The 13,727-nt window shown below is 61.3% G+C and carries 14 protein-coding genes; 7 read left to right on the top strand and 7 right to left on the bottom strand.

Annotation, left to right across the window (positions count from 1 at the left end; genetic code table 11):
- Positions 1 to 58: 58 nt before the first annotated feature.
- A complete protein-coding gene (locus BLQ01_RS05580) occupies positions 59 to 439 on the top strand; it encodes a hypothetical protein (RefSeq protein ID WP_139183445.1) in 381 nt (126 codons plus the stop codon).
- Between the two features lie 36 nt (positions 440 to 475).
- Here the strand turns inward: BLQ01_RS05580 and BLQ01_RS05585 are convergent, their stop codons facing one another.
- Positions 476 to 967: a hypothetical protein gene (locus tag BLQ01_RS05585; protein ID WP_139183446.1), complete on the bottom strand. Its 492-nt coding sequence runs from the start codon at positions 965 to 967 to the stop codon at positions 476 to 478.
- Positions 968 to 1,220: 253 nt separating this feature from the next.
- Complete coding sequence (locus BLQ01_RS05590; RefSeq protein WP_026547351.1) at positions 1,221 to 1,499, bottom strand: hypothetical protein; 279 nt, start codon at positions 1,497 to 1,499, stop codon at positions 1,221 to 1,223.
- 340 nt (positions 1,500 to 1,839) lie between these two features.
- Here BLQ01_RS05590 and BLQ01_RS05595 point away from each other — a divergent pair, with 340 nt between their 5' ends.
- The 3 genes from BLQ01_RS05595 to BLQ01_RS05605 are packed head-to-tail and all read left to right on the top strand — an operon-like array spanning position 1,840 to position 4,742.
- On the top strand, positions 1,840 to 3,858 hold the full coding sequence (locus tag BLQ01_RS05595; RefSeq protein ID WP_091550545.1) for an alpha/beta hydrolase: 2,019 nt from the start codon (positions 1,840 to 1,842) through the stop codon (positions 3,856 to 3,858).
- Positions 3,855 to 4,376, top strand: a complete 522-nt coding sequence (locus tag BLQ01_RS05600) for a hypothetical protein (protein WP_026547349.1) — start codon at positions 3,855 to 3,857, stop codon at positions 4,374 to 4,376. Before BLQ01_RS05595 ends, BLQ01_RS05600 begins: the two co-directional genes overlap by 4 nt.
- Positions 4,377 to 4,382: 6 nt before the next feature.
- Positions 4,383 to 4,742 (top strand): hypothetical protein, encoded by a 360-nt coding sequence (locus BLQ01_RS05605; protein ID WP_026541601.1) that lies wholly within the window; start codon positions 4,383 to 4,385, stop codon positions 4,740 to 4,742.
- A gap of 528 nt (positions 4,743 to 5,270) precedes the next feature.
- Here BLQ01_RS05605 and BLQ01_RS05610 read toward each other — a convergent pair.
- From BLQ01_RS05610 to pheS, 3 genes are all read right to left on the bottom strand, one after another.
- The gene (locus BLQ01_RS05610) at positions 5,271 to 6,137 is read right to left on the bottom strand and encodes a trypsin-like serine peptidase (protein WP_026547347.1); all 867 of its coding nucleotides are present in this window, start codon (positions 6,135 to 6,137) and stop codon (positions 5,271 to 5,273) included.
- 179 nt (positions 6,138 to 6,316) lie between these two features.
- Positions 6,317 to 8,860 carry a phenylalanine--tRNA ligase subunit beta gene (pheT, locus tag BLQ01_RS05615; RefSeq protein WP_091550546.1) on the bottom strand — a complete coding sequence of 848 codons (2,544 nt, stop codon included), beginning with the start codon at positions 8,858 to 8,860 and terminating at the stop codon, positions 6,317 to 6,319.
- 2 nt (positions 8,861 to 8,862) lie between these two features.
- Positions 8,863 to 9,924 (bottom strand): phenylalanine--tRNA ligase subunit alpha, encoded by a 1,062-nt coding sequence (pheS, locus tag BLQ01_RS05620; protein ID WP_026541598.1) that lies wholly within the window; start codon positions 9,922 to 9,924, stop codon positions 8,863 to 8,865.
- Between the two features lie 300 nt (positions 9,925 to 10,224).
- On the opposite strand from pheS, the gene BLQ01_RS05625 reads away from it, so the two are divergent.
- Complete coding sequence (locus tag BLQ01_RS05625) at positions 10,225 to 10,674, top strand: hypothetical protein (protein ID WP_026541597.1); 450 nt, start codon at positions 10,225 to 10,227, stop codon at positions 10,672 to 10,674.
- Complete coding sequence (locus BLQ01_RS05630; RefSeq protein WP_091550548.1) at positions 10,671 to 11,300, top strand: SIMPL domain-containing protein; 630 nt, start codon at positions 10,671 to 10,673, stop codon at positions 11,298 to 11,300. The genes BLQ01_RS05625 and BLQ01_RS05630 overlap by 4 nt, the downstream gene beginning before the upstream one ends.
- Here the strand turns inward: BLQ01_RS05630 and pcp are convergent.
- Positions 11,297 to 11,938 carry a pyroglutamyl-peptidase I gene (pcp, locus tag BLQ01_RS05635; RefSeq protein WP_091550550.1) on the bottom strand — a complete coding sequence of 214 codons (642 nt, stop codon included), beginning with the start codon at positions 11,936 to 11,938 and terminating at the stop codon, positions 11,297 to 11,299. The two genes, BLQ01_RS05630 and pcp, sit on opposite strands and share 4 nt — an antisense overlap.
- 90 nt (positions 11,939 to 12,028) lie before the next feature.
- On the opposite strand from pcp, the gene BLQ01_RS05640 reads away from it, so the two are divergent.
- Positions 12,029 to 13,111, top strand: coding sequence for an Rv2578c family radical SAM protein (locus tag BLQ01_RS05640; RefSeq protein ID WP_091550552.1), 1,083 nt, complete (start codon positions 12,029 to 12,031; stop codon positions 13,109 to 13,111).
- 60 nt (positions 13,112 to 13,171) lie between these two features.
- Here the strand turns inward: BLQ01_RS05640 and BLQ01_RS05645 are convergent, their stop codons facing one another.
- Positions 13,172 to 13,606 (bottom strand): (deoxy)nucleoside triphosphate pyrophosphohydrolase, encoded by a 435-nt coding sequence (locus BLQ01_RS05645; protein WP_091550553.1) that lies wholly within the window; start codon positions 13,604 to 13,606, stop codon positions 13,172 to 13,174.
- Between the last annotated feature and the right edge of the window lie 121 nt (positions 13,607 to 13,727).

Genomic DNA, 13,727 nt, shown 5'->3' on the forward strand with positions numbered 1-13,727 from the left:
CTCCGCGCTGGTACAGGCGCCGGAAAGCTTGCCTAAGTTCCTGGCAACAAACTAAGGAGTGATCATCAGAAACCTTCGACTCATGCGGCGGATCTACGCCGAGTGGCCCCAGCCGGCCAAAGCACTGATGCTCTGTTTTCCTGCGTTCTTCATTCTGTCCTTCATCCTGGCGGCCTTGAAGTTTCCGTTCTGGGCCGTTTTGGTCCCCATCACCTTGGCCGGAGTGTCAGTGTTTTCTCTAGGATTCTGCATCTTCAGAGACATCAAGAACACCGCCACAACATGGTCCCGTCTCTACAGAGAAAGCAAGAACATCGCCCCGGACGGTTTCACGATTGCTGACGTACCGACCATCAAAGGCATGGGATTCATGTACATGCTGATGGGAGCCATGTTCGTTGCCGGCTCGCTCTGGACCGTCTTCACAACAGCACGATGATCACGCCTGATCAGTCCCCCGCACCAAGCGTGCCCTTCACAGACGGGAAGCATCTCCACGTCCCCGCATCCGTGCCGGCGGCCACTGCACGTCATACTGGACCGGCCACCTGCCTGACTTTGGTTCAGGCACGCCTCCCTCGCGTCGCCTGGTCAGCGCTTCCCGGTCTTGGAGGGCCCAGAACGCAAATAACCACGTGAACAGCCCGAACACAACGGGCACCAGCAACCTCGCCCATTCACCGTTGGACACTGCTCCAACAACGGACAGAAAGACCAGCGCGACAGTCACAGAGCCTAGAAGGGAAGCGAAGGTCATCATGGATCCGTTGGCAGCAACGACCCCCGGATGTACGAACGTAATCTCATCGAACCGATAACTGTGCAGGTCGCCGTCCTTAGTCCATGCAAGGACCCGCTCCTGGCCCTCAGCCACAGCGCGGTTATGCCAGCGCTTGGCCCCTTCATCGATCTCGTCCCTCAGGTCCACGTCTTCAACGCGAGGCCTGAACCCCTCCGGCTCCGTCAACCTGCCCCCCTTCAACTGACGCACTACCTTGGCCACAAGAAGACACCCAGGAATACCAACCCTGCCATTGCCGGAATAGCAGCCGCTACCTTCGACAGAACGAGTTGGTACTCGTACGTCTTGAACTGCGTGCCCTTAGGCAGCCAGCCCAACCATCAACACCGGATCGTGCCATCAAGTTGCGCATCAGATACAGCACCAAGCCGCTGAGTACGAGGAAGGCGCCGAGGAGCCCTAAGAATGGATCGCCCATCTACTCCCCTGCCCATGGGGGCCTGAAAATGAGCGTCAGCACCACAATCAGCAGACCACCGACGATCAGCACTGAGCAGAAGAACACTCCGAGCATCTCGAAACCCCTGACCCGCTCCTCATCTGCTTCCGTGTCGGCTTTATGGTGAGGTTCGGGTTCAGTGTGCTCCCCTTTTCGGCCCAGCATTTCTGAGGTGATCCAACGCTGCCGACGCGCGATCCACTTCCTGAACGGCAGCCACACCAAGCCGATCCCTATGAAGACCAGACCCAGCGCCATGTTTCCCCCCCAAGTCCTTGTCGTATCACCATCCTAGAAGCGCAGCGCCCTTCCACGGCACGCGCCGCGCACCAATAGGTCCTCCATGCTTTTTCCGAACTGCAGTTGGCCATAGCTGGCGCTGTTCGCGCCGCTCCTTGAGACACCCCGGTGAGTTCAGAGAAGGAGTCGGAGACCGCAGGCGGGATCGCCTATCAGATCAGCTGGTCACTTGAAGGACCTGAACACAACCTATTCCGCGGTCAGGAACCCATCCTGTCGGCCGGCGCAATGAACTGGCAACTGCGCAAATACCGGTTATGCTAGTCGTTGGATTTATTGTTCTTGTTTGGGGGCGGGCATGGGAATTGCTTTTGATGACGGCGCGGCCGACGCGCTGATCACTGCCGCGAACTCCGCCGACGAGGTTCTGCGTGACGAGGGAGGCTTCCTGTACGGGGCCGTGGAGCAGGCAGTGCAGGACTTCAACGGGGGCTATGGGCGTCTGTTCCGGGACGCCTGCGCCATCAGGTCCGATGATCGCGGCAAGCTTGCAGGTGTCCTCGCGGCTCTGGCCGAGGACGTCGGCGAGGCCAAGCACAGGGCACAGCAAGAGAAAGCCCGGCAAAAGAACATGGAAGCCTGGCAGCAACGCGACAACATCCGCAAACAGCACCTGCTCTCCGGTGACATCGCCGAAGCATCAGTGACAGTTGCCACCATGGTCCTGGACCCGATGCCCGAGAGCACGCCGGTCCCTGCACCGGCTGTTTCAGCGGTGTTTTCGCCGCGGGACCGGCCCCGGTTCGCCGGCGGACCAGGAACCGGAACCACCTCGGCTGACCCGGACAAGCTCCGCGGCTTCGCATCAGTGTCCCGGACGGCCACGAACACCCTGAACTCACACTCTGTCGCAGTCCGGAACGCCTGGAGCAGCTTCACAGCATCGTGTTCCTGGGTGACCATCGAAACTGAATCTTTTGTTGCTGGTTTTGAGCGGCTGCTCGCCGCCAACGCAGCAGACGCCGATTGGATAGAGCAGGTCGCCACCGCATTCGAAACAGCAGGCAGCGGCTCTATCGAGGACAGCATGCTCAACAGGCTCTTCATCCAGTACGCAGCACCAAACCAAGTGGGCTTGAACGACATCGGAACCATGAGTGCAGCGCAACTGAAGGTTTGGCTCGGTAATGGTGGCACCGCCAGGCTTCGGGAACTCCTGACCCAACCAGCACTGGACCCCGTAGCCACAGCCACGTGGTGGTCTGGCCTCGGCCACTCCGTCGAACCTGCCACCGGGAAAGTTACCGTCGGCGAAGAACAGCACCTTCTGATCGGTGCACTTCCGGACGTTATCGGTAACCTGAATGGTGTCACCGCGACCGCCCGTGACCTTGCCAACCGCAAAAAGTTGCTGCAGATGCACGACTACTTGAAGAAGTACCGCAACGAGCACGGCGGAGACGTTGATGAAGGCTCCCAGGAAGGCATGGTCAACAAAATCTGGGAATCGCTCTACGACAGCGAGGGCAAGGAGAAAACCGATCGTCTGGATCCATCCGCCGTCCGGCAACTGATCAGCTTCGTCCCTTATGGACTCAAACAAGGATCAGACACCGGGTATGGCGCGTCCATCTCTGTTGGAGACCTTGACGCCGCCAAGCACATCAGTTATCAGATCCCCGGATTGGATACCACCATTGACCATGACATGGCTTCAAAGACCAAGCAGGCCTATGATCAACGAGCCGAACAACGTGACCTTGCTGTTCCGAACGGAATTGACCCGGCTCGTCTTGCTGTCGTGGCCTGGATTGGTGTTGAACCAGCGAAGGACCTCGGTGTCTTCAGCAACGACCAGGCCAAAGTCGTTGGGGCTGCCCTTCGCAACGATGTGACAGGGGTCAACGCTGTTCATCAGAACCTTGACAACACGGCCATGATAACAGCCGTCGGGCACTCCATGGGTTCCCTGGGAGTCATGGAAGCAGCAAAAGCTGGGCTACCGGTCGATAACCTTGTCCTCGTCGGTGACGTTGGTGCCCCTGATAACGTGTCCTCCGTGAACAACCTCCATCTGAATCCCGGCGGCACTGTTTACCGGGGAACCTACACCGTGGACTACACATCAGTGATCGGGCATGGTGCGGGATGGTACCGAAAATACACCACTGACCCAGGGTTCGGCGCCGTCACCTTCGGCACTGACGGTTTCACAGCGCCGGATGGCACCATCGAGCCCCCGACGAAAACCCATGACGGACAAACCGGCGGCAAAGACGGCATCTACGGATACTTCGACAAGTCAACCGAGTCAAGCATTAACCAAGCCAAGATCTCCCTCGGCCTGGACGATCAACTCACGAATGCGACACGATGACCGCCACACACCGCAGCCGGCACAGGCGCGTCCTTCCCGCTGCGGCGATCATTCTTCTCACCCTGGCAGGGTGCGGGACAACCCCCAGCACCAATTCTCCTACCAGCGCTGTGGAGCAGACCATGGACCCGGAACAAGCACGTGCAGAGTACTTCGAACTCTTCAACAAGATTCAAGCCCTCGCCCCCGGCGACTGGGGTGTCGCGCCGCCCTCCGAATTTCAAGGCGACGCTTGCCGGCTCCCGGACGGGACTGACGGCACCCAATTCTCAGTCAATACAAGCCGCAGCCCACTGAGCCGAGAGGAAATGGATGCTCTCCACGAGAAGGTCAGGGCCGAGTTCGAGACCACCGGCTTCACTGTCCGGCAATCAACTGACGGAGGAGAGAACTTCGTCAGAAGAACTAGCGTCTTCGGACCCGAAAAGTTCGTCATGGGAATCACCACCGGCAAATACGGCATCGCCCTCAGCGGAAATACCCGTTGCGTTCCAGACCCGGAAGGCGAATTTCGCTAGGAAGCCATGACCACAATGCTCCGCCGCCGGTACTGGCGCGTCCTTCCCGCCGCGGCAATGCTTCTTCTCACTCTTGCAGGGTGCGCGGCAACGCCGAGCACCAATTCACCTACCAGCACCGCGGAGAAGGCCATGGACCCGGAAGAAGCCCGAACAGAGTACCTTGAACTCTTCAACAAGATTCAAGCTCTCGCCCCGGGCGACTGGACGAAAGTCACACCAGACAAAGCAGGGTGGGTCTGTGATCGTTCCCTCGGCACGGAAGGCACTCAGGTGTCTTTCGATACCAGTAGGAGTCCGCTGAGCCGGGAAGAAATGGACGCTTTGCACGACAAGGTCAAGACCTTGTCGTGCCACCGGATTTAATCTGAGGCAGGAAATTGATGAAGGTCCGAACTTTGTCCGACACACCGTGGTCCTCGGGCCTGACAAGTTCTCTATGGCGTTCGGTACGGGCAAGTACGGTATCACCCTCAGCGGGAATACACGCTGCTTTGCCGACCAGGAAGGCAAATTCCGCTAAGAAAGGTTGTCACCGAACGGCCCTGTGTTCCGAGGCGGCTGCGAGATCCCGTCCATATGCAGATCCAATCCTGGCTCAGGCACAGGAGTCGCCCGCTGTAACCAATCACCGTCAATACCGTGCATCAGATGGGTTTGTAACATTCGGCCGGAGTACTTGCTACTAACAGGGGCGGGTCGTGCCTAGGCCAAGAACGTGGTCAGCCAAGGGAAGGTCGCCCGCGGGCCAATCCACACACCAGTTACCCCATAGAGAACTTTGTCCCCTGCAAAATGTAGCTTGTGCTTGGCGGGCTCCTATTCGCCAAAGCACGTGTTCCCCGCAGCCGTGAATCTGCTGCGGGGAACACTCGCTGGATTAACCCAAGTGGGCTACTTCACCGACGTCAGGTAGTTCGCCAGCGTGGGCGTGATACGGGTACCCGAGTTGGAGCTTCCGCCGTTGGTGTGGATGGCCATGATGGTGTTGGAGCTGTTGTAGACGGGTGCACCGCTCTGCCCGCCGTAAGTGTCCATCTTGTAGTAGACCTTCTCAGTGGTGGTGGTCTCGATGGGGCCGGTCATGGACCACATGGTGCCGAAAGCCTTGTCGCCCGGGTAACCACGAACGGTCACATTGGTGCCATTCAGGCTGGCGGTGGTGCCGGTGTAATTCAACCAGCCAGTGGTGTTGCCGATGGTGCAGTCGAGCTTGATGACACCCCAGTCAGCGTTGGTATTGGCAGAATCGATCCATCGCTGATCGGTGTAGATCTTCGTAGCACCACAGGTGCCATAGGGGTCTGTTGAGCCGTTCCGGCCTGGAGCTACTTTGACGCCCCAGGAGTAGTCGGCCTCGGAACCCGTTCCACCCTCATGGACACAGTGACCCGCCGTCAGCACTGTGTCGTCGGAAATCAACGCACCGGAGCAGATGTAGCCGCCGTTGAACTCGATCTGGACTATTGAACGGTTGGGAGCAGCCGTCGTGTTGGTGATACGTACCCGGCCATCAGCACCGATGACTGAATCTGTGGAAGCGCCACCGTTCTTTGAAGGTGCGGCAATCGTGTACTTGTCGGCCAAAGGTGAAGCCGCAGATCCTGAAACCTGCGACCGGTCCACCGTGTGCGATACAGGCTGGACCTCGGCGGAGGCTGTTTGCGGCGTCGACTCTGACGCTGTTGCGGCTCCACCAAGCGAGGACGTCAAAGCCATCACTGCAGCTCCAACCAGCAAAGCAACGTTGTGCTTTTTCATGGGTACCTTTCAAGGGACGGCTCTTAGCGAACCGTGCAAGGGATGTGATACACATGTTTCACATGTGCATGACAAAACTGTCATACACATGTGAATGTTCTGTCAAGATGCTGGGAGCTCAATCTCAGAAAGAAAATCCCCGGGACCACCAGGTCCCGGGGATTCACTTGATAGTGGGGCTAGCGCTGGACTGCGCCGAACCGTTCGGCTGCAACGGCAACAGCGGCGGCTCGAGCCTCAGAAGCTTCATCGGCCGTCAGGGTACGGTCGTCGGCGCGGAAACGGAGGCCGAAGGCCAGCGACTTCCTGCCTTCCTCGATCCCGGGGCCAACGTAGACGTCGAACAATGCGACGTCCTCGAGGAGTTCCCCAGCACCTTCGCGCAGTGCCGAGAGGACCTGATCTGCCGGTACGTCCTGAGGGACAACCAGAGCAACGTCCTGCGTCGCCACCGGGAATCCGGAGATGTGCTTGGCCACGATCACATCAGCCGCAGCCTCGAATAATGCTTCCACATTGATCTCGAGCGCCACTGAACGTGCAGGCATATCGTGTGCAGCCAGCAGCTTCGGGTGAAGCTCACCTGCGTATCCAACAACATCTCCGTTGCGCAGCGCGAGCTGGGCTGCGCGGCCCGGGTGGAAGGCCTGGTGACTGCCCTGGCTGACCACCAGTTCAACACCGAGCACGTCGGCAATAAGGCGGGCAACATCCAAGGCATCAGCCCAGTCCCACGCACGGGGTGCGTGCATGGCCGCGGCAGGAGAATCATGGCCGGTGAAAACAGCGGCGATGTGCAGCGGCTGGTGCGGGACGCCGTCGTACAGTGCATCCAGAACCTCATCCGAAGGCTTGACGCCCAGCGGCGGAATGGAATCCGTGCCCAGCGTTTCGCCCGGGAGGAAGACCGAACCTGCTTCATAAAGAGCCAGGTCGCGGAAGCCGCGCGAGTGGTTGCGACGGGCAACCTCGATCAAGCCCGGGAGGATGGACGTGCGAAGGAAACCTTGCTCTTCGCTGATCGGGTTTGCCAGCTTCAACGCCGGACGCGCTGCTCCTTCAGCAGCAACACCAAACGTGTCGTTGGCTGCCTTGGAAACGAACGGGTAGGACAGCACCTCGGTGAGGCCGGCATCGGCCAGTGCCTGAACAACGCGGCGCTTCTGCTGCTGGCTGCGGCTCAGGCCACGGCCCGGGGGCGCCACGGGAAGGGTGGATGGGATGTTGTCGTATCCCACCAGCCGGGCGATTTCCTCGGAGAGGTCCTCCTTGGTTTCAAGGTCGTTGCGCCAGCTGGGAGCAGTCACCAAGTAGCCGTTGGCGGTCTTCTCCACGGCGGCCCCCAGATCCACCAGCGACGTGGTGATCTGCTCTTCAGTGAAGTTGATACCAATCCGTGCCGCGGCAAATTCTGCCGGCAGCTCGATGGTGACAGCGTCAGGGGCGGTTCCGACGTCGGTACCGGCCTCATCTGCCGTGCCCCCGGCGAGCTCCACCAACAGGTCCACGACGCGCTGCGCGGCAATGTTGGCGATGTGCCAGTCAACCCCGCGCTCAAAGCGCTTGGAGGCTTCGGACGGCAGCTTGTGGCGGCGGCGTGAACGGGCGATCGACACTTCATCGAAGTGTGCGGCTTCCACCAGGATGTTGGTGGTGGAATCGGACACCTCGGTGTGGGCACCACCCATCACGCCGGCGATGCCGATGGCGCCGGAGTCATCGGTGATCAGCAGGTCCTCGACGTCGAGCGTGCGCACCTTGTCATCGAGGGTGGTGATCTTCTCCCCCGCGACGGCACGACGCACCACGATGTCGCCTGCGAGCTTATCGAGGTCGTAGCAGTGGTTCGGCTGGCCGAGCTCAAGCATGACGTAGTTGGAGATATCAACCGGCAGCGAAATGGACCGCACGCCGGCCAGTCGGAGTCGCGCGGACATCCACGGCGGCGTGGGACGGGAAGCGTCCACACCACGTACCGTGCGGGCAACAAAGCGGTCGCAGCCGGGCTTGCCGTAAATGGGAGCGTCGTCGTTGAGCTTGACGCCGTAGCCGCCCTGCAGGGTTGCTGGAGCCGAGACCTTGGACGCCGGATCCACGAAGGTGGTTCCAGTGGCGTGCGCGTACTCGCGGGCCACGCCACGGATGGAGAATGCGTAGCCGCGATCCGGGGTGACGTTGATTTCTGCTGCCTGGTCGTAGAGACCCAGCAGTTCCATGGCGTCGGTGCCGATTTCAGGGTCCAGGCCGATGCTTGAGAGGACCAGGATGCCGTCGTGGTCATCGCCGATTCCCAGCTCGCGGACAGAAGCGATCATGCCCGCAGACAGGTGGCCGTAGGTCTTACGTGCAGAGATCTGGAAGTTTCCAGGCAGCACTGCACCGGGGAGGGTGACAACCACTTTGTCGCCCTCAACAAAGTTGTGCGCACCGCAGATGATGCCCTGAACGCCGGAAGGATCGATGCCCTTGCCGGTGAGGGTCTGTTCCTGCCCCTCCGGAACCACCCGGACCTGGCACCAGTTGATGGTCTTGCCATTGGTCTGCGGTTCCTTGACCAGGCTCAGGACCTGGCCCACCACGACGGGGCCGGTGAGCTCGTCCGTGGGACGGTGGACTTCTTCTTCTTCAAAACCGACCTTGACCAGGTCAGCCATGACGTCTTCGGCCGTAGCATCGGCCGGAACCTGCGCGAATTCACGCAGCCAGGAAAGTGGGATACGCACTGTTAGATCTCCATCCCGAAGTGCTCGCTGAAACGTACGTCGCCTTCGATCATGTCGCGCATGTCGCCAACCTCGTTGCGGAACATGAGCGTGCGCTCGATGCCCATGCCGAAAGCAAAACCTGAATAGATGTCCGGATCGATCCCGGCTGCCCGGAGGACGTTGGGGTTGACCATGCCGCAGCCACCCCACTCGATCCAGCGGGGACCGCCCTTGGCACCCGGGTGCCAGATGTCCAGTTCCGCGGAAGGCTCGGTGAACGGAAAGTAGTTGGGGCGCAGGCGGATGGAGGCTTCGTCGCCGAACATCTGGCGGGCGAAGTGCTCCAACGTGCCGCGCAGGTCGGCCATGCTGAGGTTCTTGTCGATCGCAAGACCCTCGAACTGGTGGAAGACCGGCGTGTGCGTGGCGTCGAGTTCGTCCGTGCGGAACACCTTGCCCGGGCACAGCACGTAGATGGGAACTTCGCGTTCCAGCATCGAGCGGACCTGCACAGGCGAGGTGTGCGTGCGCATGAGCAGGTGGGCCTCAGGGGGCTCCACGAAGAATGTGTCCTGCATTTCGCGGGCAGGGTGGTCCGGCTTGAAGTTCAAGGCATCGAAGTTGAACCACTCGGACTCGACCTCGGGCCCTTCGGCGATTTCCCAGCCCATGCCGACAAAGATGTCCGAGACGCGGTCCTGCAGGGTGGACAGCGGGTGGCGTGCACCTGCCCGGCGTCGACGCGGAGCGGCGGTGACATCCACGGTTTCTTCGACCAGGATGCGGGCGTCGTTCTCGGCCTCGAGAACCTCTGTCCGGGCTGCGAGCGCCTGGTTGACGCGGCCACGGGAGGACCCCATGAGCTTGCCGGCCGCAGCCTTGTGCTCCTTGGCGAGCCCACCGATTTCACGGTTGGCAAGGCTCAGCGGCGACTTCTCACCGGTGTGGGCGAGGCGGACCGCCTTGAGTTCTTCGAGGGAGGAAGCGGCTGCTATTGCAGCAACGGCGTCCTCGACGGCAGCGGTGATGGCGGCTTCATCCAGCGGGTTCGGGATGGCAGCGCCTGGCAAAGTGTCAGTCATCTACTGTTCTTAGCTACGAGTAGGGAGCGGCCGGCAAGGCAGGCCTGCAAAACGAAAGGGCAGTGCTCGCCGCGGACGGCAGGCACTACCCTTCAGTCTAGTTGAACGTCGCGGACGGGATTTAACCCACCTACCCGCGTCCCGCAATGTGAACGGCACGACGGCGGCGCCCACCGCGGGTGCCAGGGCATGCCGCCGGCGGGCGGAGCCATGGCGGCGTTGGCGAGCCACCGCCGTCGCTTGCTGATTCCCCGCAACGGGAGCGCGACGTGCAATGCCAGCGGGTCTAGCATTGGCCCCATGACACCCGCGCAACGGCTCAGGCAGCTGGCCAACGTCGTGAATCTGTCCACCCCATTGGGACTGGTGGTCGCCCTCGCGTCCCGAACCACGGTGTCGCGCGGACCGCGTGGGCTCCTGATCGCGGCCGGTTACGGCTGGAAGCTCCCCCACGCGGGGGCATTCACGCTGGGCAACGTCATTCTCTACCGGGCACCCCACGGAATTGCCGGCAGCAATGCGGTTCTGCTGGGCCACGAGGAGCGGCACAGCACCCAATACGCGTACTGCCTGGGCTTACCGTTCGTTGCCCTCTACGGAATCGCCGCGGGTTGGTCCATGCTCCGCAGCGGCAACCCGGCGTCGAGGAATTTCTTTGAACGCCAGGCCGGGCTCGCGGCGGGCGGATACATTGACAGTGACCACCATCGGCAGGACGCCCCTGCCGTCAAGGGAAACGAGGCTTCATGAAGCGAACCATCACCGTTACCGGCACTGCGAGCGCCAAAGCGGTTCCGGATCTCGTCACACTGACCCTGGGCGTTGAAACGCGCAGGGCCAGTCCCGGGCAGGCTTATGGCGACGCCGGCAAGGCGGCAGGTGCTGTTGCGGCGAGCTTGCGGGATGCCGGCGTGACTGACGCCGACCTGCGGACCAGCGGACTGAATCTTCGGGCCGACCTTCTCTGGGTGGAGGGTCAAGGGCAGAAGGTCGCAGCATATGTTGCATCCACAAACCTGCAGGTGGGCATCCGTTCGCACGCTGATGCTCCGGCGGCCATTGCAGCCGCTGTTGCGGCCGGCGGTGACGACATCAGGATCAATGGACTTGAACAAGGCTTTGCCGATGCAACCCTGGTGAACGCGCAAGCGCAGGAAGCGGCCTGGAAGGACGCCCTGGCACGCGCCGAACAGTACGCAGCCCTGGCTTCCGCCCGCTTGGGGCAGGTCAAGTCCATATCCCAGGAACCGGTACATGGAGCCCCCATACCACTGGGCGGGATGGTCAGGGCATCGTTCTCCGCTGAGGCGCTGCCGGTCGAAGCCGGGGAGTCTGCTGTCTCGGCCAGCGTTACCGTGGAATGGGAGCTCCTCTAGTGGATACTGCCAGCACTCAAGGCAGCATCCACCTTTGTCCCTAAGGCGGTCCGGACCACGACGGCGAGTCCCTCCGCCGCGGCTTCCAGGGACATGCTTGGGGTTCCGCTTTCGGGGGATACCTGGTCCGGAAGATACGGAATGTGCACGAAACCTCCGCGGACGTCAGGGGTCGATGCGAGCAGGTGCATCAAGGCGTAGAAAACGTGGTTGCACACGTACGTACCTGCGGACTGGGATACCTCGCCTTTGATTCCTGCGATCTGGAGGTCCCGCAGCGCGGCCTTGATGGGCAAGGTGGAGAAGTACGCTGCGGGGCCGCCCGGGACGATTTCCTCGTCCACAGGCTTTTGGCCTTTGTTGTCGGGGATCCGGGCATCATCGCAGTTGATGGCAACCCGTTCCAGGGATATCCGGCCCCGGCCGCCGGCCAAGCCTACACAGACCACAAGGTCCGGGTTGATGGTGCCAACTGCTTCGCTCAGTGCCGTGGCCGACTCACCAAAGACGCAGGGCAGCTCGCGGGCTTCGACCTCGATCCCCTCAGCGCGGAGGATGTCCTGCGCGCGGCGGACGGCATGCCAGGAAGGATTGACATCGTCCTGGCCGAACGGTTCAAAACCAGTCAGCAGAATCATGGGGCAACCTTAGCAACGCCCGCTTAGGTATTGGAGACTTCAGGCGCTGGGTCCTTGACATCCATTCGAACATACCTTCGAATAGAGACCATGAGATGGGACGCACAAGCACTGTCACCTACCCGTGGACCGGCGTCCGACGACGGCGGCACTTCAGCTCCAGGCCCTGCCCCGGCCATGGATGCGCTACTGCCGCTGGCCGGGCTGGTGCGTTCCATCTCGACACCCGAATTCTCCGGAGTCACCTTTCATGAGGTCACCGCAAAGTCAGTGCTCAACAAGGTGCCTTCGGGTTCGGCCATGCCGTTTGAGTGGACCGTCAACCCTTACCGTGGCTGCAGCCACGCGTGTGTCTACTGCTTCGCCCGCAAGAGCCATACGTATTTGGAGTTCGACGCCGGCCGGGACTTTGATTCCCAAGTGGTAGTAAAGGTCAATGCCGCCGATGTATTGCGGAGGGAACTCGCCAAGCCGTCGTGGGGACGGCATCAAGTTGCTTTGGGAACCAACACGGATCCCTACCAGCGGGCCGAAGGTCGCTACGCCCTGATGCCCGGGATCATCCGTGCGCTTGCGGACTCGGGCACACCGTTTTCCATCCTGACCAAGGGCACCCTGCTGGCAAGGGACATCCCCCTGCTCAAGCACGCTGCCACCATGGTCCCTGTGGACCTGGGCATTTCGCTCGCGATGACCAATGAGGATCTCGCCGAACTGGTCGAACCCGGCACGCCCTCACCCCGGGCACGGCTCAAGCTCATCTCACGGCTCAGGGATGCCGGATTGGGATGCGGCGTCATGGCGATGCCCATCCTGCCTTGGCTGACCGACTCTGACGAAGCCCTTGATTCCTTGTTCAGCGAACTCGCCAAGGCCGGCGCCACCGGAGTCACCGCAGGCGCCCTTTACCTGAAGCCGGGAACGCGGGAGTGGTACATGAAGTGGCTGGCCGGCCAGCACCCCGAACTGGTCGGAAAGTACCGCCGCCTCTACGGACAGGGCTCTTACGTCTCCAAGGAATACAGCACCTGGTTGACCGGCCGGATCACCCACTTCAAAGCAAAGTACGGCTACAGCAGGACCTCCGGATTCAGCCATCGCAATGCCCGCCCCCAAGCTGCCGAAAACCATCCAGGCAGTGTTTCCCTCCCCGGGCAGCAGCCACTGTTCTAAGCTGGTCGAACCGCCTGGTCCTTGCCGTCTCACCTCCCTCAGCGCCAACCAGCGGTGCTGCTAGACGGCCGCAGCCACCCGGTCCAGCAGCGCCCGAACAATGGGAAAGTCGGCCGGGATCCACTCCAGGCCGAGCGCTTGGTCATCATCCTCCACCGAAACCCAACGGAGTTCGTCGTGGTCTTGCAACGGCGCAGGCTCACCGGCGACAAGTTCCGCGAACCAAACACGCATGGCGGCCCGTTCATTGAGGGCCCACCCTTCGGGCCGGCCTGACTCCAGTTCCAGCCCGAGCCGGACCTCAATGCCCAACTCTTCGGCGAGTTCACGATGCAGGGCGGCCTCGGCAGTTTCGCCGGCTTCTACCTTTCCTCCAGGAAATTCCCACATTCCGGCGAACTGCGGGGGTGCTGAGCGGCGGGCAGCAAGAAGGCGCGTAGGTGCTTCCACGGAGTCGACGATCGCGGCTCCAACAACGTTTATCAGTGCAGTCACTCCCCCAGTCTAGGGTGGGTCACTTGATGGGCATGATCACATTCGGAGGCCAAGGACAAGCCGCGGCACTAAGCTTGTTATCGGATTTTCTCCAGATTCCCCAGCCGCAAGGCACACCGTA

Origin of the sequence: Arthrobacter sp. UNCCL28, from assembly GCF_900102805.1 — a bacterium.
GTDB lineage: Bacteria > Actinomycetota > Actinomycetes > Actinomycetales > Micrococcaceae > Arthrobacter > Arthrobacter nicotinovorans_A.

What these genes read in the sequence shown, in the direction of transcription:
- BLQ01_RS05590 (WP_026547351.1), bottom strand. Translation starts at nt 1,499, where the DNA reads ATGGCGCTGGGTCTGGTCTTCATAGGGATCGGCTTGGTGTGGCTGCCG.
- BLQ01_RS05595 (WP_091550545.1), top strand. Translation starts at nt 1,840, where the DNA reads ATGGGAATTGCTTTTGATGACGGCGCGGCCGACGCGCTGATCACTGCC.
- BLQ01_RS05600 (WP_026547349.1), top strand. Translation starts at nt 3,855, where the DNA reads ATGACCGCCACACACCGCAGCCGGCACAGGCGCGTCCTTCCCGCTGCG.
- BLQ01_RS05605 (WP_026541601.1), top strand. Translation starts at nt 4,383, where the DNA reads ATGACCACAATGCTCCGCCGCCGGTACTGGCGCGTCCTTCCCGCCGCG.
- BLQ01_RS05610 (WP_026547347.1), bottom strand. Translation starts at nt 6,137, where the DNA reads ATGAAAAAGCACAACGTTGCTTTGCTGGTTGGAGCTGCAGTGATGGCT.
- pheS (WP_026541598.1), bottom strand. Translation starts at nt 9,924, where the DNA reads ATGACTGACACTTTGCCAGGCGCTGCCATCCCGAACCCGCTGGATGAA.
- BLQ01_RS05625 (WP_026541597.1), top strand. Translation starts at nt 10,225, where the DNA reads ATGACACCCGCGCAACGGCTCAGGCAGCTGGCCAACGTCGTGAATCTG.
- BLQ01_RS05630 (WP_091550548.1), top strand. Translation starts at nt 10,671, where the DNA reads ATGAAGCGAACCATCACCGTTACCGGCACTGCGAGCGCCAAAGCGGTT.
- pcp (WP_091550550.1), bottom strand. Translation starts at nt 11,938, where the DNA reads ATGATTCTGCTGACTGGTTTTGAACCGTTCGGCCAGGACGATGTCAAT.
- BLQ01_RS05640 (WP_091550552.1), top strand. Translation starts at nt 12,029, where the DNA reads ATGAGATGGGACGCACAAGCACTGTCACCTACCCGTGGACCGGCGTCC.